Source organism: Microbacterium sp. JB110, from assembly GCF_003335195.1.
GTDB lineage: Bacteria > Actinomycetota > Actinomycetes > Actinomycetales > Microbacteriaceae > Microbacterium.
The window spans coordinates 50189-68834 of sequence record NZ_QPGM01000010.1; the positions used below are offsets into that span (position 1 = coordinate 50189).

General features: G+C 68.8%; 22 protein-coding genes and 1 tRNA gene. 16 read left to right on the plus strand and 7 right to left on the minus strand.

All coding sequences use genetic code 11. The features are described 5' to 3' along the window. Positions 1-15 precede the first annotated feature (15 nt). Positions 16-222, plus strand: coding sequence for a hypothetical protein (locus CIK77_RS15665; RefSeq protein WP_087053923.1), 207 nt, complete (start codon positions 16-18; stop codon positions 220-222). Positions 223-313: 91 nt separating this feature from the next. Here CIK77_RS15665 and mscL read toward each other — a convergent pair whose 3' ends face one another. The 3 genes from mscL to CIK77_RS15680 all read right to left on the minus strand — a co-directional run bounded on the left by mscL (position 314) and on the right by CIK77_RS15680 (position 1681). Then, positions 314-715, minus strand: a complete 402-nt coding sequence (gene mscL, locus CIK77_RS15670; RefSeq protein ID WP_087053922.1) for a large conductance mechanosensitive channel protein MscL — start codon at positions 713-715, stop codon at positions 314-316. Between the two features lie 72 nt (positions 716-787). Next, a complete protein-coding gene (locus tag CIK77_RS15675; protein ID WP_087053921.1) occupies positions 788-1072 on the minus strand; it encodes an FmdB family zinc ribbon protein in 285 nt (94 codons plus the stop codon). A gap of 21 nt (positions 1073-1093) precedes the next feature. Beyond that, positions 1094-1681, minus strand: a complete 588-nt coding sequence (locus CIK77_RS15680; RefSeq protein WP_087053920.1) for a 5-formyltetrahydrofolate cyclo-ligase — start codon at positions 1679-1681, stop codon at positions 1094-1096. Between the two features lie 81 nt (positions 1682-1762). Here CIK77_RS15680 and galU point away from each other — a divergent pair, with 81 nt between their 5' ends. From galU to CIK77_RS15700, 4 genes are all read left to right on the plus strand, one after another. Then, complete coding sequence (galU, locus tag CIK77_RS15685) at positions 1763-2650, plus strand: UTP--glucose-1-phosphate uridylyltransferase GalU (RefSeq protein ID WP_087053919.1); 888 nt, start codon at positions 1763-1765, stop codon at positions 2648-2650. A 20-nt stretch (positions 2651-2670) separates the two neighbouring features. Continuing rightward, positions 2671-3282 (plus strand): GNAT family N-acetyltransferase, encoded by a 612-nt coding sequence (locus CIK77_RS15690; RefSeq protein ID WP_087053918.1) that lies wholly within the window; start codon positions 2671-2673, stop codon positions 3280-3282. 69 nt (positions 3283-3351) lie between these two features. After that, entirely contained in the window at positions 3352-4572 is a 1221-nt protein-coding gene (locus CIK77_RS15695) for a hypothetical protein (protein ID WP_087053917.1), read from the plus strand. A 102-nt stretch (positions 4573-4674) separates the two neighbouring features. Continuing rightward, positions 4675-4747, plus strand: a tRNA-Ala gene (locus CIK77_RS15700). A 78-nt stretch (positions 4748-4825) separates the two neighbouring features. On the opposite strand, the gene CIK77_RS15705 is transcribed toward CIK77_RS15700, so the two are convergent. Further along, a complete protein-coding gene (locus CIK77_RS15705) occupies positions 4826-5254 on the minus strand; it encodes an organic hydroperoxide resistance protein (protein ID WP_087053916.1) in 429 nt (142 codons plus the stop codon). 167 nt (positions 5255-5421) lie between these two features. On the opposite strand from CIK77_RS15705, the gene CIK77_RS15710 reads away from it, so the two are divergent. The 6 genes from CIK77_RS15710 (at position 5422) to CIK77_RS15735 (ending at position 9955) form a co-directional block, all read left to right on the plus strand. Next, positions 5422-6081 (plus strand): TetR/AcrR family transcriptional regulator, encoded by a 660-nt coding sequence (locus CIK77_RS15710; RefSeq protein ID WP_249268479.1) that lies wholly within the window; start codon positions 5422-5424, stop codon positions 6079-6081. Positions 6082-6180: 99 nt separating this feature from the next. Beyond that, positions 6181-6570 (plus strand): DUF1304 domain-containing protein, encoded by a 390-nt coding sequence (locus CIK77_RS15715; protein WP_087054024.1) that lies wholly within the window; start codon positions 6181-6183, stop codon positions 6568-6570. 368 nt (positions 6571-6938) lie between these two features. Further along, the gene (locus CIK77_RS15720) at positions 6939-8663 is read left to right on the plus strand and encodes an HNH endonuclease signature motif containing protein (RefSeq protein WP_181861427.1); all 1725 of its coding nucleotides are present in this window, start codon (positions 6939-6941) and stop codon (positions 8661-8663) included. A 114-nt stretch (positions 8664-8777) separates the two neighbouring features. Continuing rightward, a complete protein-coding gene (locus tag CIK77_RS15725; RefSeq protein ID WP_087053914.1) occupies positions 8778-9095 on the plus strand; it encodes an ArsR/SmtB family transcription factor in 318 nt (105 codons plus the stop codon). Next, positions 9092-9481, plus strand: a complete 390-nt coding sequence (locus tag CIK77_RS15730; protein WP_087053913.1) for a VOC family protein — start codon at positions 9092-9094, stop codon at positions 9479-9481. Before CIK77_RS15725 ends, CIK77_RS15730 begins: the two co-directional genes overlap by 4 nt. 6 nt (positions 9482-9487) lie before the next feature. Then, complete coding sequence (locus tag CIK77_RS15735) at positions 9488-9955, plus strand: GNAT family N-acetyltransferase (protein ID WP_087053912.1); 468 nt, start codon at positions 9488-9490, stop codon at positions 9953-9955. Between the two features lie 30 nt (positions 9956-9985). Here the strand turns inward: CIK77_RS15735 and CIK77_RS15740 are convergent, their stop codons facing one another. Continuing rightward, the gene (locus tag CIK77_RS15740; RefSeq protein ID WP_087054023.1) at positions 9986-10459 is read right to left on the minus strand and encodes a tRNA (cytidine(34)-2'-O)-methyltransferase; all 474 of its coding nucleotides are present in this window, start codon (positions 10457-10459) and stop codon (positions 9986-9988) included. A gap of 119 nt (positions 10460-10578) precedes the next feature. Between CIK77_RS15740 and CIK77_RS15745 the strand changes: the two genes are divergently transcribed. From CIK77_RS15745 to CIK77_RS15765, 5 genes are all read left to right on the plus strand, one after another. Next, a complete protein-coding gene (locus tag CIK77_RS15745) occupies positions 10579-11586 on the plus strand; it encodes an ABC transporter substrate-binding protein (protein WP_087053911.1) in 1008 nt (335 codons plus the stop codon). A gap of 6 nt (positions 11587-11592) precedes the next feature. Further along, positions 11593-12528, plus strand: a complete 936-nt coding sequence (locus CIK77_RS15750; RefSeq protein ID WP_087053910.1) for an ABC transporter permease — start codon at positions 11593-11595, stop codon at positions 12526-12528. 1 nt (position 12529) lies between these two features. Further along, on the plus strand, positions 12530-13321 hold the full coding sequence (locus CIK77_RS15755; RefSeq protein ID WP_087053909.1) for an ABC transporter ATP-binding protein: 792 nt from the start codon (positions 12530-12532) through the stop codon (positions 13319-13321). Between the two features lie 154 nt (positions 13322-13475). Then, on the plus strand, positions 13476-14900 hold the full coding sequence (thrC, locus tag CIK77_RS15760; RefSeq protein WP_087054022.1) for a threonine synthase: 1425 nt from the start codon (positions 13476-13478) through the stop codon (positions 14898-14900). Positions 14901-15037: 137 nt separating this feature from the next. Further along, positions 15038-16228, plus strand: a complete 1191-nt coding sequence (locus tag CIK77_RS15765) for a hypothetical protein (RefSeq protein ID WP_087053908.1) — start codon at positions 15038-15040, stop codon at positions 16226-16228. 23 nt (positions 16229-16251) lie between these two features. On the opposite strand, the gene rsgA is transcribed toward CIK77_RS15765, so the two are convergent. Both rsgA and aroA read right to left on the minus strand, forming a co-directional pair. Continuing rightward, on the minus strand, positions 16252-17295 hold the full coding sequence (gene rsgA / locus CIK77_RS15770; RefSeq protein WP_249268478.1) for a ribosome small subunit-dependent GTPase A: 1044 nt from the start codon (positions 17293-17295) through the stop codon (positions 16252-16254). Between the two features lie 16 nt (positions 17296-17311). After that, positions 17312-18637, minus strand: a complete 1326-nt coding sequence (aroA, locus tag CIK77_RS18210) for a 3-phosphoshikimate 1-carboxyvinyltransferase (protein ID WP_087053907.1) — start codon at positions 18635-18637, stop codon at positions 17312-17314. Positions 18638-18646 lie beyond the last annotated feature (9 nt).

Sequence of the window (18646 nt, forward strand, 5' to 3'; positions counted from 1 at the left end):
CGTATCCTGGGGAGCGTGACGGCCCAGGACGACTCCCCGCAGCGACAGCGCGTCGAGCGCGTCGCCGGAGCGCGGCGCGCCCGGCTGACCCGAGTCTCAGGCACGCTCGGCGACTCCGACGCGGAGGCGACTCTGCGCGGGCGCGAGCCGGGCGTCACAGCGACGGGGGAGCGCGGCGCGAACGATCAGCGACTGCGAGCCGACGTCCCGCCCCACTACTGACGCCTCGCCTCCGACATGGCGCACCGACGACGAAGCGGGCGCCGCCCGGATCATCCGGATGCGGCGCCCGCTGTGTGCGTATCGGGTCGGATCAGGCGCGATCCTTGGCGAGCAGGTCGCGGATCTCAGCGAGCAGCTCCTCCTGCGTCGCGGCTGCCGGCTCGTCTTCGACGGGCTGCTTCGCGGCACGTCGCTCCGCGAGCTTGTTCATCGGCATGACCAGCGCGAAGTACACCACGAGCGCGATCGCGATGAAGTTGATCGCCGCAGAGATGATGGCGCCGACGCCCAGCTCCGCGTCGGTCACGATGCCGGGAATCGTGATCGTCCACGCCGCGAGGTCGCCTGCGGGAACGAATGCGCCGATCAGCGGGTTGATGATCGCCTCGACGAAGGCATTGACGATCGCGGTGAATGCGCCGCCGATGACGACGGCAACGGCCAACTCGATCACGCTGCCGCGCATGATGAACTCTTTGAAGCCCTGGAACATCCTGATTCCTTTCCCCCGTCGGCCGGGCGGCCGAACGGCACTCAACGAAGTTGCGCGAGTGCGCGCGCCGGGTCAGGAAGACGCCGGTGCGGGAGCTTTCGCTCCGGAATCAGATGATGGCGCAGATGTGGTCGAATCTCCGGATGCCGCGCCGGAACTGGACTCAGATGCCCCGGCCGACCCGCGTGAGTCAGTGCGGTAGAACCCTGAGCCGTTGAAGGTGACTCCGATCGACCCGTAGACCTTGCGCAGGGAGCCCTCGCACGCGGGGCATTCCTTCAGCGAAGGCTCGGAGAACGCCTGCACGGCGTCGAAGGCGTGGCCGCAGCTCTTGCAGGCGTAGGCGTATGTGGGCAACGGGACCTCACTCGTCGGGACTCAGCGCGCGAAGGTGATCGTGCGGGTGGGGGTGACGACGCCCGTCACGGGTTGATCGTGCACCTCGCGGGGCACCGCGTCCACCAACTCCGAATCATAGATCACCGCGTATCTGGGAGTCCTGTTCGTCAAGGAGCCGAGCGTCCTGTCGTAGTAGCCGCGGCCCCAGCCCATCCGCCATCCTTCGCCGTCGACGGCGGAGGCAGGGACGATCATCAGGTCGACGTCCCGCACCGCGAGCGGCCCGAGTGCCTCGCCGACCGCCTCTGGCACGCCGACCGCCGTGTCGACCTCGCGGCCGCGCGGATCGGCGACGGTCCAATCGAGCAGGCCGTCGTCGCGCGAGATCGGCAGCAGGATGCGCAGACCCCGTTCCATGCCCGCCGCGAGGAAACCGCGCGTGCCGGGTTCGGTGGGGGAGGAGAGATAGCACGAGACGCTCGATGCGCCGCGAGCGGTGACGAGGGCTTCGAGCTGCTCGGCGATTCCCGCGGCCGCCTGCTCGAGCTGGGCCGGTGTGAGCGTCCGTCTGCGCTCGCGCACCTCCGCGCGCAGCGCCCGCTTCACCTGCCGTGCCTCGTCCGCCATGCCACGAGTGTAGGCGGGGCGCCGCATCGGCGCGGGAAGTCATTCCGGCTGATTGCCCGGGGGATCGCTTAGGGTGGGGCCATGGAACGAGCAAAGATCAAGGCCGTGATGCCGGTCGCGGGCCTCGGCACGCGTTTCCTGCCCGCGACGAAGGCAACGCCGAAGGAGATGCTGCCGGTCGTCGACAAGCCGGCCATCCAGTACGTCGTCGAAGAGGCGGTGGCCGCCGGTATCCGCGACGTGCTGATGATCATCGGCCGCAACAAGAACGCGATCGCGAACCACTTCGACTCGGTGCCTGAGCTCGAGGGCAGGCTCACAGAGAAGGGCGATGACTCTCGGCTCGGCCACGTGCAGCGCTCGAGCGACCTCGCCGACGTGCACCTGCTGCGTCAGGGCGAGCCGAAGGGGCTCGGCCACGCCGTCCACCGTGCGAAGCAGCACGTGGGCGATGCGCCGTTCGCCGTCATGCTCGGCGACGATCTGATCGACGAGCGCGACCCGCTGCTGACGAAGATGATCGAGGTCAACGAGAAGCGCGGCGTCATGGTCGTCGCGCTGATGGAGGTCGACCCCGAGAGCATCTCGATGTACGGGTGCGCTTCGGTCGAAGCGACCGACGACCCCGACGTCGTGAAGGTCACCGATCTCGTAGAGAAGCCGGCGAAGGAGGATGCCCCGAGCAACCTCGCGATCATCGGTCGCTACCTGCTCACGCCCGAGATCTTCGGAGTGCTCGAGCACACCGCGCCTGGCAAGGGCGGCGAGATCCAGCTCACCGACGCGCTCAAGGAAGTCGCAGCCGATCCCGCGCAGCCCGACGTGTACGGCGTGATCTTCCGCGGGCGCCGCTACGACACCGGCGACAAGCTCGACTACATCAAAGCGATCATGAGGCTCGCCGCCGACCGCGACGACCTCGGCCCTGAGCTGCGTCCGTGGATCAAGGAGTTCGCGGCGGGCCTGTAGCCCGCGGCGCAGGAAGCCAGATGGAATCGACGCTGGCGCACAGCCATGGACCTGTGTCCATCCGGCTCGTCCGCCCCCGCGACGCGCGCACGCTGCAGAACGAGCTGCTGACCAACCGCACATGGCTGAGGCCGTGGGAGGCGACGAGCCCGCGCGGCGGCATCTCCTTCGACATGCGCCTGTCGATCAGACGGCTGCTTCAGCAGTACCGCGAAGGCGGCGGCGTGCCGCTCGTGATGGAGTACGCCGGCGAGGTGGCCGGTCAGCTGAACGTGTGGGGCATCGCCCGCGGTTCGTTGGAGTCGGCGACGATCGGCTACTGGGTGAGCGAACGTTTTGCGGGGCGCGGCGTCACGCCGGCGTCGGTGGCGCTGGCAACCGACATGTGCTTCTTCGATATGGGGCTGCACCGGATGGAGGTCTGCATCAGGCCCGAGAACGCGGCGAGCCTGCGCGTGGTGCAGAAGCTGGGCTTCCGCTACGAGGGATTCCGGCGCAGATACATCCACATCGACGGTGATTGGCGTGACCATCATGCGTTCGCGCTCGTGCGCGAGGACGTTCCGGACGGCGTGCTGAAGCGCTGGGTGGAGGGCCGCGTGCCGCCCGACGCGGGGGCCATCCCTCAGTAGCACGGCGAGTCTCACCTGGCGTCCGCGCGTCGAGCGCGGTATACGAGAGCTCTCGCTTAGCGTTGCGGCATGGGAGGACAGGTGCTGGGCGGAGGCGTCGTCGTACTCGTCGCTGTGCTGCTCTGGCTGCTGTATCTCTTGCCGAGCATCATGCGCCGATCGCGCTACGACGCGTCGGAGCGCAACGCATTGCGGCTGAACCGCGCACTGCGCGTTCTCGCCGAGACGAGCGAGACGCCGGAGGAGGTGCGGGTCGAGCTGACCGCACGCCAGGCGCGGTCTCAGCAGAAGGCCGCACGCAGAGCACAGGCCGAAGTCGAGCGGCTGCAGCGCGAGCGCGAAGAGATCGAGGCTGAGCAGTCACGCCTCGAGCGCGAGCGGGAGCTTGCCGATATCGAAGAGCGCCGTCAGCGGCTCGAGGCAGCGCAGGCCGAGCTCGATCGGCGCGAGGCAGAGCGCGAGCTCGATGCCCAGCGGCGTGCCGACGCGAGGGAAGCCGACGCGCAGAAGCGGCTGGAGGCGCGCAGCGTCGCCACGGCTCGTGAGGAGCGCAGGGCCACGCGTGAGCGGGTACCGGCGTATGAACAGCCAGAGGAGCGCGACGCTGCGACGGCCGTCAGCCCGACGCGCGATGACCGGGCGACTGCACGTCGACGAGTTCGCCTCGCGGCGAGCCTGATCGCTCTGTCGGGGATCGCACTCACCGGATGGGGCGCGTGGGTCGCCGTGGCCGGTGCTGCGCTCAGCGCATGGGCGGGCTTCGCAGCAGGCGGCATCGCCGTGTTCGCCGTCGCCGTGCTGACGCTGCGCCGGATGGCGCGTGTCGCCCGGCGAGCCTCGGATCGCGAGCAGCGCTGGTCGGCTTCGGGAGCGAACGATGCCGTCACGGTCGCAGTCGAGCGTGACGAACGCGGCGCCGAGTCCCGCCTGCTGAACGCCGCCGATCGCGGCTGGACCCCGCGCAGGATTCCCGCACCGCTGTCGACGACGGCCGGCTCGCAGGCGGCCTCGGTCGCCGCTGCGCAGGCCGCGAGGGAAGAGCTGCTGCGCGCCGCCGAGGAAGAGGCGCTGCGGGAGAAGGCCGAACGTATGCGTCCCGAGCCGGTGCCGATCCGGTCCCCGCGTCGCGGGGAGCCCGCGGCGTCCGTTCCGGTTGACGTGGCGGAACCTGCGTCGACGCCCGCCGCGTCGGCTCCGGAGCCGAGCCGATACGCGGCGATGGGCTACGTTGACGACGCCGAGATCGAGCAGCACGTCCGCACACTGCTGGCCCGCCGCGCGGCCGGCTGACGTCGGCGGCGACATCCGGTTGCGTCGTCATCCTGGCCCGCCCGATGATCGCCCATGGCGAGCCCGCCGTCGGCGATCTGGTAATGTATATGAGGTTGATCAGGGGCATTGGCGCAGTTGGTAGCGCGTCTCGTTCGCAATGAGAAGGTCAGGGGTTCGAATCCCCTATGCTCCACACTGTGTTGAGACAGTGAAGAAGAGGCCCCGCTCCGGCGGGGCCTCTTCTGCGTCTCGACCTATCGTCCGCCCCGACTCACGCCACGGTGGCGTCGATCGTGACCTCGATGTTGCCGCGTGTGGCGTTCGAATACGGGCAGACGGCGTGGGCGGCCTCGACGAGCTGGTCGGCTGTGGCCTGGTCGATGCCGCCGAACTCCGCGTGCAGCGCCGCGGACAGCCCGAAGCGGCCCTCGCCGAGCGAGCCGATCCCGACCTCGGCAACGACAGCAGAATCCGTGAAGCGGACCTTCTGTGCGGCGGCGACGGACTTGAGCGCGGAATGGAAGCACGCGGCCCATCCGGCGGCGAACAGCTGCTCGGGGTTCGTCGCGCCGCCGGGTCCGCCCATCTCGCGGGGGATGGCCAGCTCGACGTCGAGGAGTGCATCGTCGGTGGTCGCACGGCCGTCGGCTCGGCCGTTTCCGGTTGCGGTGGCGATCGCGGTGTAGAGGGTGTCTGGCATGGGTGCTCTCCCTTTCGGAGGAGCGGGTCGGCGAAGGCCGTCCGCTCGGCGGGTGCGTGCCCCGGCGATCGGGGCGCGGCGAGGATCATACGATCCGCGTGTCTGCTAATGTAGACGAACTAGTAACCCTACGTCAAACCGTGACGCGAGCGGTGCAAGATGGAGACATGATGAACGAGCCGGATCACACCTTCGATGCCGCACCGGAACATCCGGGGGGCGGCGGTGAGCGTCGACCCGGCCCGCGTGGTGCGGTGACGCGGGAGCGTATTCTGAGCGCGGCGAGCGAGCTGTTCTATGCGCACGGCATCCACGCCACCAGCGCCGATCGGATCATCGAGCGCGCCGATGTGACGAAAGTGACGTTCTATCGCCATTTCCGCACGAAGGTCGACGTCATCGTCGCCTATCTCGAAAGGCAGGCGGCCAGCGAAGCCGAGGCTGTTACGGGTGTTCGCGAGTTCGTCGGATCCGACGGGGGCAAGGCGCTCGAGCTGCTGGCGCAGGGGATCGGTGCGGAGACCTGTCGTCCGGGGTTCCGCGGCTGCTCGTTCATCAACGCGGCTGCCGAATATCCGGACCCGGCTCATCCGGTGCGCGTCGTGGTGGATCGCCATCGCGCGTGGTTCGCAGCTGAGCTGGCGGACATGGCGAGGGGTGCGGGAGCGGATGCTCCGGATCTCGCCGCGGACGAGCTGATGATGCTGCGGGACGGCGCGATGGTGAACGGATACCTCTCGGACGCCGATCGCGTGAGTTCCGCTCTGGCTCGGGCGTTCCGTGCGGTGATCGAGTCGCACGGGGCCGGGCGGGGGCGCTCGGCGTGAATGCAGCGAGCCGCCTATCGCGTCTCGAACCATTCGTGCCAGTATCTCCCGTCAAGGGAGCACGCCACGATGGCCGTCGGCCAGAGGAAAGGCAGCATCATGATCATCGCCGGATTCATCGTCGCGATTCTTGCCGCACTGTTGCACGTGTTCATCTTCTATCTCGAGTCCGTTGCATGGGAGAGCCCGCGCGCGATGGCGACGTTCGGCACGGCGGACGCGGATGCGGCGCGTGCCACGAAGCAGCTCGCGTACAACCAGGGCTTCTACAACCTGTTCCTCGCCCTTCTGGCGATCGGCGGCGCGGTCGTGGCGCTCCTCGGCTTCCTCACGGTCGGTGCGACGCTGACGCTGGCCGGCACGGGATCGATGCTCGCCGCGGCGGTCGTGCTGTTCGTGTCGTCGTCGGCGCACAGGGGAGCGGCGCTCAAGCAGGGAACCGTGCCGCTGGTCGCCGTCGTCGTGCTGGCGATCGGGCTGATCCTGTAGGCATCGTTCGCCGCTCGAATCTGGTCGGCTGGACGCGCGAGGGCGGCGAGCAGTTCCCTGCAGGGAAACGCTGTGCGGTCGGAGTTCCGAGCACTGTGATGTCGTCGATCGAGGTTCGGGACCGTTGCGCGACTGGACGTGGCGAACAGCTTGACGTCTCCCGGCAGGCCGCCGCAGGTCGGGGCGATGCCTGACGACGCGCCTGCATGGCGCACGAGGCATGCGAGTCCGTTGTGAGGGCGCCGTCGCGGCCGACTGCGTCGAGGCGCCGGGATGGCGTGTCTCGGTTGCATAACGGTCGTTCGGATGTGTCGGAATGGTGCCGCGATCAGGGGTGGAATGTCGGAGGTCACTGCGATCGTGGGGTCATGACCAACCAGCAGATTCTCGACCCCGCGGCGGCGGTGCCGGGCGCGCCGGTGCCAGGCACGCCGCGCGCGCGGCGGCCGTGGGATCCGACTCCTGGGGAAGCGGAGGCCACGGCGAGTCTGCTGCAGACGCGTCGGCAGATCGATCAGGTGATCGCGCAGATGCAGGCCAGTCGGGCGGTTGTGACTGAGTTGCTGCTGCGTGTGGCGCAGGGGCAGCAGGTTCGCGCGGAGGGTGTCCCTGTCGTGGGAGCTCGGGATGGGGCGCCAGCGCTGGAGCCGGATGATGCGGCGGTGCGGGCGATGACGGGGGAGATCGCCGCGGTGTCGCGTGAGAGTCGTCGGGCGGTGCAGGCGGATCTGAGTGAGGCGTGGAGCGTGGAGCACCAGTTCCCGGCCGTGAAAACAGCGTTCGGCGCAGGTGAGATCGACGCGGACCGTGTGTCCGTCGTCATCGCCGAGGGCTCCCGTTTGGCAGGTGATGACCTGCGGGCGCAGTTCGAGCGCCTCGTCCTCCCGCACGCACGGGCCAAGACGGTGTGGGGCACGCGGCAGGCCGCGAAGCGGATCGCGGCGGAGTTGGAGCCGGAGACTCTGGAAGCTCGGCATGAGAAGGCTCGGCGGAAGCGGGGCGTGTTCGTGCGGGACCTTGATGATGGGATGGCGGAGCTGTGCCTGGTCTCCGACGCGGTCGCGGTGCACGGCGCGCATGACCGTGTGACGCAGATGGCGCGCCGCATCGCGGCGGCCCGCAACGGCGCTGCGGGTGACAACCGCAGCTCGGACGCCTCCAGCGACACCGCCACCGGCGCCGATGTTTCAGGTTCTGCCGCGGTAGACGCGGAGGGGAACCCGATCATCGATGAGCGGTTGTTCGATCAGATCCGTGCCGACATCACGGCGGATCTGCTCCTCACGGGCACCCCGGATGCGCACCATGTCGCGGATCCGACCGGGCGGAACATCCTCGATGCGATCGTCGCGAAGGTGCATGTCACCATCCCGGTGGCGACGCTCGCGAGGTTGGAGGACGAGCCGGCGGATCTGGCCGGGTATGGGCCGGTGGCCGCGAGCTTCGCACGGCGCGCAGCCGCCGGGGCAGGAGCGGGTGCATCGCATTGGGTGCGGTTGTTCCACCACCCCGATACGGGTGCGCTGCTGACCGTGGACCGGTATAAGCCGACCGCCGAGCAGCGCCGATACCTGGTCGCGCGAGACGAGACGTGCCGGTTCCCGCACTGCACCCGCACCGCAGGTGGTGCCGACATCGACCACACCATCGACTATGCGTTCGGTGGGGACACCGATGTCGGGAACCTCGCGCACGTGTGTCGCCATCACCACGTCCTCAAGCACCAGTCTGCCTGGACCCCGACATTGCATCCCGGAGGCGACGTGACCTGGACGAGTCCTGCCGGGATGGAGTACCCGACCCGGCCGGCACCGGTGGTGCGATTCGTCGACGCCGAAGACGCCCGCCACATCCGACACGAGCACGTCCGACGCGGGGACGTGGGGCGTGAGGAGCCCGCGGGGCATCAGGGCCGGCCGGAGAGCAAGGTGCCGGCGGAGCATCGGGGTCAGGCGGAGCCTGAGGATGCGCAGGCCCGCGCCCGCGCCCGCCGCGCTTTGGCCGACCTCCGCACCGGCAACAAGGCCAAGGCGAAACAAGCCTGGTCCACCCTGGCCGCTTCCAACGCGGCGACCGCAGACGTCCCGTTCTGACCCCGTGGCGGGCGCACGTGCACCCGCGCCGCGCACGGAGCGCTTGGCGTGCGGCGCCGACACCAGTCCTGCGTTCTCTTGACATGCAAGTCACTACTTGCATATTGTGGTCGCATGGCCGACGTGTTCACGGCGCTGGCCGACTCGACTCGCAGGCTCATCCTCGATGAGCTGACCGAGAGGGACGGGCAGACGCTTTTCGAGATCTGCGGGCGCCTCGCCACGAACCACGGTCTCGCCTCCTCGCGTCAGGCGATCACGCAGCACATCGACGTGCTCGAGTCGGCGGGGCTCGTCGAGACCCGGCGCGAGGGCCGCTACAAGTTCCACCATCTCAATACCGAACCGCTGGAACCGATCGTCGGCCGCTGGCCCATCAGGCCACGCGGCACCGCTCGGCCCGATCCCGCGGAAGAACAGGAGCAACCATGAGAATCGCAATGACGAGCGTCTTCGTCGACGACCAGGCGAAAGCGCTGAAGTTCTACACCGACACCCTCGGGTTCGTGACGAAGCACGATGTTCCTGTGGGCGAGGATCGCTGGCTGACAGTCACTTCCGCCGACGAGCCCGACGGGACGGAACTGCTGCTCGAGCCCAACGGGCACCCCGCGGTGGCGCCGTTCACACAGGCTCTCGTCGCCGACGGCATCCCGTTCGCGCAGTTCGCCGTCGACGACGTCGAGGCTGAGTGCACCAGGCTCCGCGGCCTCGGCGTGCGCTTCACCCAGGAGCCCACGACGATGGGGCCGGTGACGACCGCCGTCTTCGACGACACGTGCGGAAATCTGATCCAGATCATCCAGCAGAACGAGTGAGCCGGGATGGAACCCTCGCAGACACGGCTGGCGTCATCCTCCGACGCGGAGGCCGCGGCTCGGATGCAGACCGACTTCAACGCCGAGTTCTTCTCGCCGTGTCCTGAACTGCACGAACTGGTTCCCCGCTTCCGTCGCATCATCGATGGGACGGACGGATTCGTGGTGCTGTCGGGCCGACGGCACGATCCCACCGGCTACGCCCTGATCACGCTGCGCCCGACCATCTACGACGACGGTCCGATCGCCGTGCTCGACGAGCTCTACGTGCGGCCCGCGCTCCGCGATCAGCGCATCGGAACCGCGATCCTGCGCCGTGTGATCGACGAGGTGCGCGAACGCGGCGGCGGCGAGATCCACATCAACGTCGACGAGCCGGACACCGATACACGGCGCTTCTACGAGCGGCACGGGTTCGTGAACGTCCAGCCAGGCACGGAGGATCGCATGCTCTGCTATCTGCAGGAGCTCTGACGCCCCTCGCCGCCGGAACCGGTGGGCGCCCTACACGCCTCCCGCGTAGCCGTGCTGGCGCCAGGCTTCGAACACCGCGACAGCGGCCGAGTTCGAGAGGTTCATCGAGCGCACGCCCGGCCGCATCGGGATGCGCAGCTGCCTCGTCACGCGCTCGTCGTTCAGCACGTGGTCGGGCAGGCCCGTCGGTTCCGGCCCGAACAGCAGTGCGTCACCCTTCTCGTAGGCGACGTCGGCGAAGGAATTCTCGGAGTGCCCGGTGAACGCGTAAATGCGCCCTGAGCCGTGCTCCGCGAGGTGTGCCGTCGCCGCATCGAAGTCCGGATGGACCACGACGTGCGCGAGATCGTGGTAGTCGAGCCCTGCTCTGCGCAGGTGCGCATCGGAGAGATCGAAGCCGAGCGGCTCGATCAGGTGCAGAGTGCTGCCGACGATGGCCGACATCCGGATGGCGTTGCCGGTGTTCGGAGGAATCCGGGGCTCGTAGAAGACGATGTGGAACACGATTCCCACGCTAGCCCGCTTCCATGCGGGAGGCCGTGGGCCAGGGTGTCGGCGGGAGCGGGGCGGAACCGGGTAGCATTCCATGGATCGCGTCCCATCGATTGCCTCAAGGAAGTCACATGTCTCAGCCCCGTTCCCGCGGCCTCGCCGTTCTCGGTCTCGGCGCCACGGCGCTGCTCGCCCTCACCGCATGCTCGTCGTCCGACGACGGCGCATCCGACGGCGCCGGTGACCCCGGCGACGACCAGGTGAAGATCGGCGTCCTGCAGTTCGTGCAGCACGACGCGCTCGACGCAGCCACAGAGGGCTTCAAAGAGGCGGTCGACGTCGCAGGCATCAACGCCGAGTACGACGACCAGAACGCGCAGGGCGAGGTCGCCAACACCAACACGATCGCCTCGACCTTCGCCAGCGACGGCGACCTCGACCTGGTGCTCGCCAATGCGACGCCGTCAGCACAGGCCGCCGCACAGCAGATCATCGACATCCCGGTGCTGTTCACCTCGGTCACCGACGCCGTCGAGGCGGGCCTGGTCGACTCGAACGAGGCGCCAGGTTCCAACGTCACGGGCACGAGCGATCTGAACCCCGTGGCAGAGCAGCTCGAGCTTCTCACCGAGATCGCGCCGGACGCGAAGACCGTCGGTGTCGTGTACAGCTCGGGCGAGGTCAACTCCGAGGTGCAGGTGGAGCTCGCGAAGGACGCTGCCAGCGAGCTCGGTCTCACGATCGAGGAGGCCACGGTCTCGAACTCGGCAGAGGTGCAGCAGGCCGCGCAGTCCCTGGACGGCGTCGACGCGTTCTATGTCCCGACGGACAACACGGTTGTGTCGGGCATCGCCGCGCTGATCCAGGTCGCCGAGCAGAACCAGATCCCGGTCATCAGCGGCGATTCTGGCCCTGTCGAGGGCGGCGCGATCGCGACTCTCGGCATCGACTACTACAAGCTCGGCTACCAGACCGGCGAGATGGCTGCCAGCATCCTGCAGAACGGCGAGGACCCGGCGGAGATGCCTGTCGAGACGTCGAACGACGTCGAACTGATCATCAACCCGGCCGCCGCGGAGCGGATGGGCGTGGAGCTGCCGGCCTCGGTGGTCGACCGCGCCGACCAGGTCATCGAGTAAGCCCCCATGATCGGAGCGGTCGAGCTCGGCCTCATCTACGGGGTCATGGCACTGGGCGTCTATCTGACGTTCCGCGTGCTGCAGTTCCCGGACCTCACGGTCGACGGCAGTTTCACGATGGGCGCTGCGGTCGCCGCGGCGATGATCACGGGCGGGCAGAACCCCGTACTGGCGACCCTTGCAGCTGGCGGTGCCGGCCTGGTCGCCGGTGCGATCACCGGCGTGCTGCATACGAAGGGACGCATCGACGGGCTGCTGGCGGGGATCCTCACCATGATCGCGCTGTGGTCGGTGAACCTGCGCATCATGGGCGGCGCCAACGTGCCGCTGCTGCGCGAAGAGACCCTGATGACCCCGCTGCGCGACGCGGAACTGCTCGGCCGCACCTGGATCGGCGTGCTCATCTTCTTTGCGAGCGTGTTCGTGCTGAAGCTCGTCGTGGACTGGTTCCTCTCGACCGACCTGGGGCTGGCGATCCAGGCCACCGGAAACAACAAGCAGATGATCGGCAGCCTCGGCGCCAACACCGACGGCACCACGATCCTCACGCTCGCACTCTCCAACGGCCTCGTCGGGCTGTGCGGAGCGCTCGTCGCCCAGTACCAGGGCTTCGCGGACATCAGCATGGGCATCGGCCTGATCCTGGTCGGCTTGGCGTCGGTGATCCTCGGCCAGGCGGTGCTCGGCCAGCGGTTCATCTTCCTGGCGAGCCTCGCCGTCGTCGTCGGCGCCGTGCTGTACCGGATCATCATCTTCGCGGCGCTGCAGGTGGGACTGAACCCCAACGACATGAAGTTCATCACTGCGGCGCTCGTGGTCATCGCGCTGATCCTGCCGCGCTGGGGCTTCCTGAAGCGCGTGCCGTCTTGGCGCGACCTGTTCGGCGGCCGGACTCGCGCACAGCACACCGAACCCGTGGCCCGCGAGAAGGCGGAGGTCTGACGTGCTCGCGATCGATCACCTCAGCAAGACCTTCTTCCCCGGATCGGTGAACGAACGCCGGGCACTGACTGACCTCAGCCTGCGGCTCGACGAGGGCGACTTCGTCACCGTGATCGGCTCGAACGGTGCGGGCAAGTCGACCCTGCTCAATGCGGTCGCCGGACGGATCACGGCGGATTCCGGTGACATCGAGATCGACGGCACGCGCGTCAACCGTCTGAGGGAGCACCGACGGGCGCGATACGTCGGCAGGGTGTTCCAGGATCCGATGGCCGGGACCGCGCCCGACCTCACCATCGAGCAGAACCTGTCGCTCGCGCTCAAGCGCGGCGCGCGCCGCGGGCTCGGCCGCGGTGTGACGAAGAACCGGCGTGAGCGCTTCGCCGAGGAGCTGCGCTCGCTCGAACTCGGTCTCGAGAATCGGCTCAAGGCGAAGGTAGGGCTGCTCTCGGGCGGCCAGCGCCAGGCGCTCTCGCTGCTGATGGCGGGGTTCACGCACCCGCGCATCCTGCTGCTCGACGAGCACACCGCCGCCCTCGACCCGCAGCGCGCCGAGCTGGTGACCTCGCTCACCGGACGCATCGTCGAACAGGGCGGGCTGACCACCCTGATGGTCACGCACAACATGCAGCAGGCGCTCGCCCTCGGCAACCGTCTCATCATGATGCATGAGGGGCGCATCGTGTTCACGGCCAGCAAGGCAGCCAAGCGCGAGCTCACAGTGGATCATCTGCTCGCCGAGTTCGGCAAGATCAAGGGCGCGACCTTCGACGATCGCGCGATGCTCGGCTAGGACGTGTCGACGCGGCAGAGGCGGCGATGACGTCCGAGCGTCGAGCCAGGGCGGGATCGACGCGCTCGCCAACCGGTGCGAGGCGGAGCGAGACCCTGAGACAATGGGTCGGTGCGTCAGCGCACGCAGCACCCCAGACACCGAGGAGCACCCCGTGCAGTACATCTCCACCCGTGGCGGCATGGAACCGACCGACTTCTGCGAGACGCTTCTCGAAGGTCTGGCCCCTGATGGCGGCCTCGCGGTGCCGACGCAGCTGCCCCGCATCGACGCGGAGCAGCTGGAGGTCTGGCGCGGGCTCGACTATGCGGGCCTGGCGACCGAGGTGCTCGGTCTGTTCGCGACCGACATCCCGCGCGACGACCTCGCCGAGATGTGCGGACGGGCGTACGGGCCGCACAACTTCCCCGACGGCATCGCACCGCTGCGCGACATCGACGGCGGGCTCACGCTCGTCGGGCTGAGCGAAGGCCCGACGCTGGCGTTCAAGGACATGGCGATGCAGTTCCTCGGCGAGGTCGTCGAGTACGCGCTGGAGCGACGGGGCACGACCCTGAACATCCTGGGCGCGACGTCGGGCGACACCGGATCGGCGGCGGAGTACGCGTTCCGCGGCAAGGACCGCATCACGGTCTTCATGCTCTCGCCGCAGGGCCGGATGAGCGCGTTCCAGCGAGCGCAGATGTACTCGCTGACCGACGAGAACATCCACAACATCGCCATCGACGGCGTCTTCGACGACGCGCAGAACCTCGTCAAGGCGCTCGCCGGCGACCTCGAGTTCAAGCGCGCGCAGAACCTCGGGGCGGTCAACTCGATCAACCTGGCCCGGATCACCTCACAGGTCGTCTACTACGTGTGGGCGTGGCTGCGCGCGAGCGACTCCGTCGACGTCGATGCCAGGGAGACCTTCGAGATCTCCGTGACCGTGCCGTCGGGCAACTTCGGGAACATCCTCGCCGGCTACTTCGCGAAGGGGATGGGCGTGCCGATCCGGCGCCTCGTGCTCGCCGCGAACGAGAACAACGTGCTCGACGAGTTCTTCCGCACCGGGGCGTACCGGCCGAGATCGGCCGAGCAGACGCTCGCGACGTCGAGCCCGTCGATGGACATCTCGAAGGCGTCGAACCTGGAGCGCTTCCTGTTCGACCTGCTCGACCGCGACGCTGAGCGCATGAACGCCGCGTGGCGCGAGCTCGACGAAACCGGCGCGCTCGACCTGACAGCCGAGCTGCCGCGGCTGAAGGACGAGTTCGGATTCTTCAGCGGCACCTCGACCCACGCCGACCGGCTCGCGACTATCCGCGCGGTGCACGAGGCGACGGGTGAGATCATCGACCCGCACACCGCAGACGGCGTGAAGGTGGCGCGGGAGCACATCGAGGACGGCGTGCCGATGCTCGTGCTCGAGACCGCGAAGCCCGCGAAGTTCCAGGAGACGATCACGGAGGCGATCGGTGTCGAGCTGCCGCTGTCCGATGAGCTCCGCGCCATGCTCTCCGCCGCACAGGAGGTCGTGGAGATGCCTGGCGACGAGCAGGCGCTCCGCGCCTATATCGAGGGCAATGCGGCGCACTGACGCCGCGCACGGCGTGCGAATTCGAGTTCCTCTCGCATCCGGATGGGCGACGTCTCGCCAGAAAGACGGGTACTCCCGTATCCTGGGACGAGGATGGCCGGAATCGGCGCCATCCGGAACCTGCTGGGGAACTCCGAATGACCACAACCGAGCCGTCGGCATCCGGCGCAGCGCCGTCGAGCGCGCTGCCGGCCGGGGCGCCGCAGCCATTGGCACCTCCGCTGCACGCGCCCGCCGCCGGTGCAGCCGCGGCGAAGCTGCCTGCTGCGCAGTCCGTCCGAACCGGCGCAGCGACGGCGGGGCAGGGCATCCGGTCGGCTGTCGGCGTGTTCGCCGGGGCGGTCGCCGTCGCGCTCGTGGCGAACCTGGCCGTCGACGCGGTCGGCGCCTACCACAATCCGGACTTCGAGCCGACGGCCTCGGAAGTCGATCCCTCCGACAGCATGAGCGCTGCACCGGGGGAGTACGGCACGGCCTCGGCCAAGGACAACTTCCTGCTGAACTTCGCCGACGGCATCAAGCACGCGCCTGAGCAGGAAGCCGGTGGCGGCTCTGGCAGCATCGTGCCCGGTGTCAACTCCGAGAAGGGGCAGGGCGGGAACGCCGACGGCTCGTCGGGAGACGACGACGCACCGGGGAGTGATGGCTCGTCGAGCGATGACGGGGCCTCGGGCTCCGGCGGCTCGGGAACAGGCTCCGGTGGCTCAGGATCTTCCGGCTCAGGCGGATCCGGCTCGGGTGGGTCTGGAACATCCGGCGGCAACGGCGGTGGCGGTGGTAACGGCGGCTCGGGCGACGGCGGAAACGGTGACGGTTCCAGTGGCGGCGGTTCCGGTGACGGTGGCTCGGGCGACGGCAGCTCCGGAAACGGTGGCGGCGGGTCGGGCGATAGCGACGGTTCCGGTGACGGCAGCGACGGTTCCGGCGACGGCGGCGGAGATTCCGACGGGAACGGCGGTTCGGACGGCGGCGACGACACTCCGATCCAACCGGATCCTCCGACGAAACCGGACCCGCCAGTGGTGGTGCCGGATCCGCTGAAGTTCGGTGGTCTGCAGGAAAACTCGACTATCAAGGTGGTGCTCGGCATCAAGATCAAGGTGCTGTCCTCCTACACGCTCACGGTGGCGGGAGAGCCCGGCTCCGCGGCGAAGGTCACGTATGGCGGGAACCAGGCGGGGACTATCCATTTCGATGGTTCGGGCACCGGCTCACTGAAGGTCGGCGGACGCTTGCTCGATCTCGGCATCAGTAATCCGACGATCACCGTCGCCTACAGTGATGGAACCAAGGGGTCGTCGATCTCGCGGAAGCTGAAGGACTTCTGACCTGCCTTAGGGACTCCGCGCACCTACCAGTCAGTGCGCCCCTCGAATGTCGCGAGCAGCCGCTGCAGCGAGTCCAGGCGGGCGGCGGGGAGCGCTCCGGCTTCCACGGCCTCGTTGAGCGCGCAGTCCGGCGCCTCCGGCAGGTGCGAGCACCCGCGTGGGCATTCCTCGGCGACGGCGGCGAGGTCGGGGTAGGCGCGCAGGATGTTCTCCGGATCGACGTGCCCGAGCCCGAACGACCGCACCCCTGGGGTGTCGATCACCCACCCGGATCCGGCATCGGAGATGTAGCGCAGCGACACGGTGGACGACGAGGTGTGCCGTCCGCGTCCGGTCACCTCGTTCACGTGCCCTGTTGCCCGATGGGCGCTGGGCACGAGGGCGTTCACGAGCGTGGACTTGCCGACGCCGGAGTGCCCGACGAACACCGTGGTGCGTCCGACGAGGGACGCACCGATCTCGTCGACCGGCGGTTCGTCCTGCGATGAGAGGAACACACGCAGGTCGGCCAGCCCGGAGAAGTGCTCGAGGAAGGCGGACGGGTCGGACAGGTCGGTCTTCGTGATCACCATCAGCGGCCGCAGCCCCGCGTCGAGCGCCGCGATCAGATAGCGGTCGACCAGGCGGGGGCGGGGCTCGGGATCGGCCGCGGCGACCACCAGCAGCATCTGATCGGCGTTGGCGACGATGACCCGTTCGACCTGGTCGGTGTCGTCGGCGCTGCGCCGCAGCAGCGAGGTGCGATCCTCGAGGCCGACGATGCGGCACAGCGTGCCGGTGTCGCCGGAGAGATCGCCGACGATGCGCGCGCTGTCGCCGGTGACGATCGCTGTCTTGCGCAGTTCGCGGGCCCTGGTCGCGATCACCTCGCGCTCGTCGTCGCGGCCTTCGCGGACGAGCACCGTGTAGCGCCCGCGGTCGACGCCCAGCACGCGCGCGATCTGCGCGCTCTCGTGCGCCGGTCGCCGCTTGGTGCGCGGCCGGTTCGCCTTCGGGTTCGGCCGCACCCGCACATCGGACTCGTCGTAGCCCTCGTCGTCTTCGTCGACGTCGCCGAACCAGCTCACCTGCGCTGCCTTCCGCTCATTCGCCGGCCAGCATCCGTGACCACAGCTGCGAGAACTGCGGCAGGGTCTTCGCGGTGGCGCCGATCTCGTCGACGACGACGTCAGGCACGCGCAGCCCGACGAGAGCGCCGGTCGTCGCGATGCGATGGTCGTGGAACGCCTTCCACGTGCCGCCATGCAGTGGCGCAGGGATGATCCGGATGCCGTCGTCCAGCTCCTCCGCCCGGCCTCCGAGCGCCGTCACATTGCGGGCGAGCGCCGCGATCCGGTCGGTCTCGTGGCCCCGGATGTGGCCGATGCCGTGGAACGTCGACGGTTCGTCGGCGAACATCGCGATGCCGACCAGCGTCGGAGTCAGTTCGCTGACGGCCGAGAGGTCGAGATCGACCCCGGTGATCGTCGATCCGCCCGTCACGGTCAGCGCGCCGCCGCGACGGCTCGTGCGCGCGCCGAACCGCTGCAGGATGTCGGTCAGGTGCGCGCCTGGCTGAGTCGAGTGCGGCGGCCAGTCCGTGATCGTCACACTGCCGCCCGTCAGCACAGCGGCGGCCAGGAACGGCGCGGCGTTCGACAGGTCGGGCTCGACGTGCACGTTCTTGGCACGTGGGGGTACCGGCGGCACGATCCATTCGCCTGGCGAGGGCTTCTCGACGTGCACGCCGCGACGGGCGAGCGTCTCGACGGTCATCTCGATGTGCGGGATGCTCGGCAGTCGAGCTCCGGTGTGCCGCAGATGCAGGCCGACGTCGAATCGCGGGGCGGCCAGCAGCAGGCCGGAGACGAACTGGCTCGACGTCGACGCGTCGATCTCGAGCTCGCCGCCGCGGATCTGCCCGTGGCCCATCACCGTGAACGGCAGCGACCAGTTGCCGCCGTCGTCGATGTCGACCCTGAGGTCGCGCAGCGCCTTGATCATCTGGCCCATCGGCCGATGCAGGGCGTTCTCGTGCGCCGTGACGAGCACCTCGCCGGTCGCGAGCCCCGCCAGCGGCGCGACGAAGCGCATCACCGTGCCGGCCTGGCCGCAGTCGACGGTGCCGCCGGTCAGCGGCGCCGGCGTCACGATCAGGTCATCGCCGAACTCGCTCTCGCCGGCGGCGGCCTCGATGCCGACGCCGAGCGCTCGCAGCGACTCGATCATCCGGTTGGAATCCTCGGACGGCAGCGGCGCAGAGATCCGGCTCGGCCCCTCGGCGATCGCCGCCAGCACCAGCTCGCGGTTCGTCAGCGACTTCGAGCCGGGGATGGTCAGCGTGGCCTCGACCGCGCCGTCGGCACCCGGCGCGGCGAACGCGCCCCTGGCAGGGGCGGAACCGTCGGGGGAATATGCATTCGCGCTCATCGGTTCCAC

Bases quoted from the DNA above. Each gene is read 5' to 3' on its own strand.
- CIK77_RS15735 (WP_087053912.1), top strand. From the start codon at position 9,488: ATGGAACCCTCGCAGACACGGCTGGCGTCATCCTCCGACGCGGAGGCC.
- CIK77_RS15680 (WP_087053920.1), bottom strand. From the start codon at position 1,681: ATGGCGGACGAGGCACGGCAGGTGAAGCGGGCGCTGCGCGCGGAGGTG.
- CIK77_RS15730 (WP_087053913.1), top strand. From the start codon at position 9,092: ATGAGAATCGCAATGACGAGCGTCTTCGTCGACGACCAGGCGAAAGCG.
- CIK77_RS15705 (WP_087053916.1), bottom strand. From the start codon at position 5,254: ATGCCAGACACCCTCTACACCGCGATCGCCACCGCAACCGGAAACGGC.
- mscL (WP_087053922.1), bottom strand. From the start codon at position 715: ATGTTCCAGGGCTTCAAAGAGTTCATCATGCGCGGCAGCGTGATCGAG.
- CIK77_RS15725 (WP_087053914.1), top strand. From the start codon at position 8,778: ATGGCCGACGTGTTCACGGCGCTGGCCGACTCGACTCGCAGGCTCATC.
- CIK77_RS15750 (WP_087053910.1), top strand. From the start codon at position 11,593: ATGATCGGAGCGGTCGAGCTCGGCCTCATCTACGGGGTCATGGCACTG.
- aroA (WP_087053907.1), bottom strand. From the start codon at position 18,637: ATGAGCGCGAATGCATATTCCCCCGACGGTTCCGCCCCTGCCAGGGGC.
- CIK77_RS15745 (WP_087053911.1), top strand. From the start codon at position 10,579: ATGTCTCAGCCCCGTTCCCGCGGCCTCGCCGTTCTCGGTCTCGGCGCC.
- CIK77_RS15695 (WP_087053917.1), top strand. From the start codon at position 3,352: ATGGGAGGACAGGTGCTGGGCGGAGGCGTCGTCGTACTCGTCGCTGTG.
- CIK77_RS15710 (WP_249268479.1), top strand. From the start codon at position 5,422: ATGATGAACGAGCCGGATCACACCTTCGATGCCGCACCGGAACATCCG.
- CIK77_RS15715 (WP_087054024.1), top strand. From the start codon at position 6,181: ATGATCATCGCCGGATTCATCGTCGCGATTCTTGCCGCACTGTTGCAC.
- CIK77_RS15720 (WP_181861427.1), top strand. From the start codon at position 6,939: ATGACCAACCAGCAGATTCTCGACCCCGCGGCGGCGGTGCCGGGCGCG.
- CIK77_RS15690 (WP_087053918.1), top strand. From the start codon at position 2,671: ATGGAATCGACGCTGGCGCACAGCCATGGACCTGTGTCCATCCGGCTC.
- CIK77_RS15765 (WP_087053908.1), top strand. From the start codon at position 15,038: ATGACCACAACCGAGCCGTCGGCATCCGGCGCAGCGCCGTCGAGCGCG.
- galU (WP_087053919.1), top strand. From the start codon at position 1,763: ATGGAACGAGCAAAGATCAAGGCCGTGATGCCGGTCGCGGGCCTCGGC.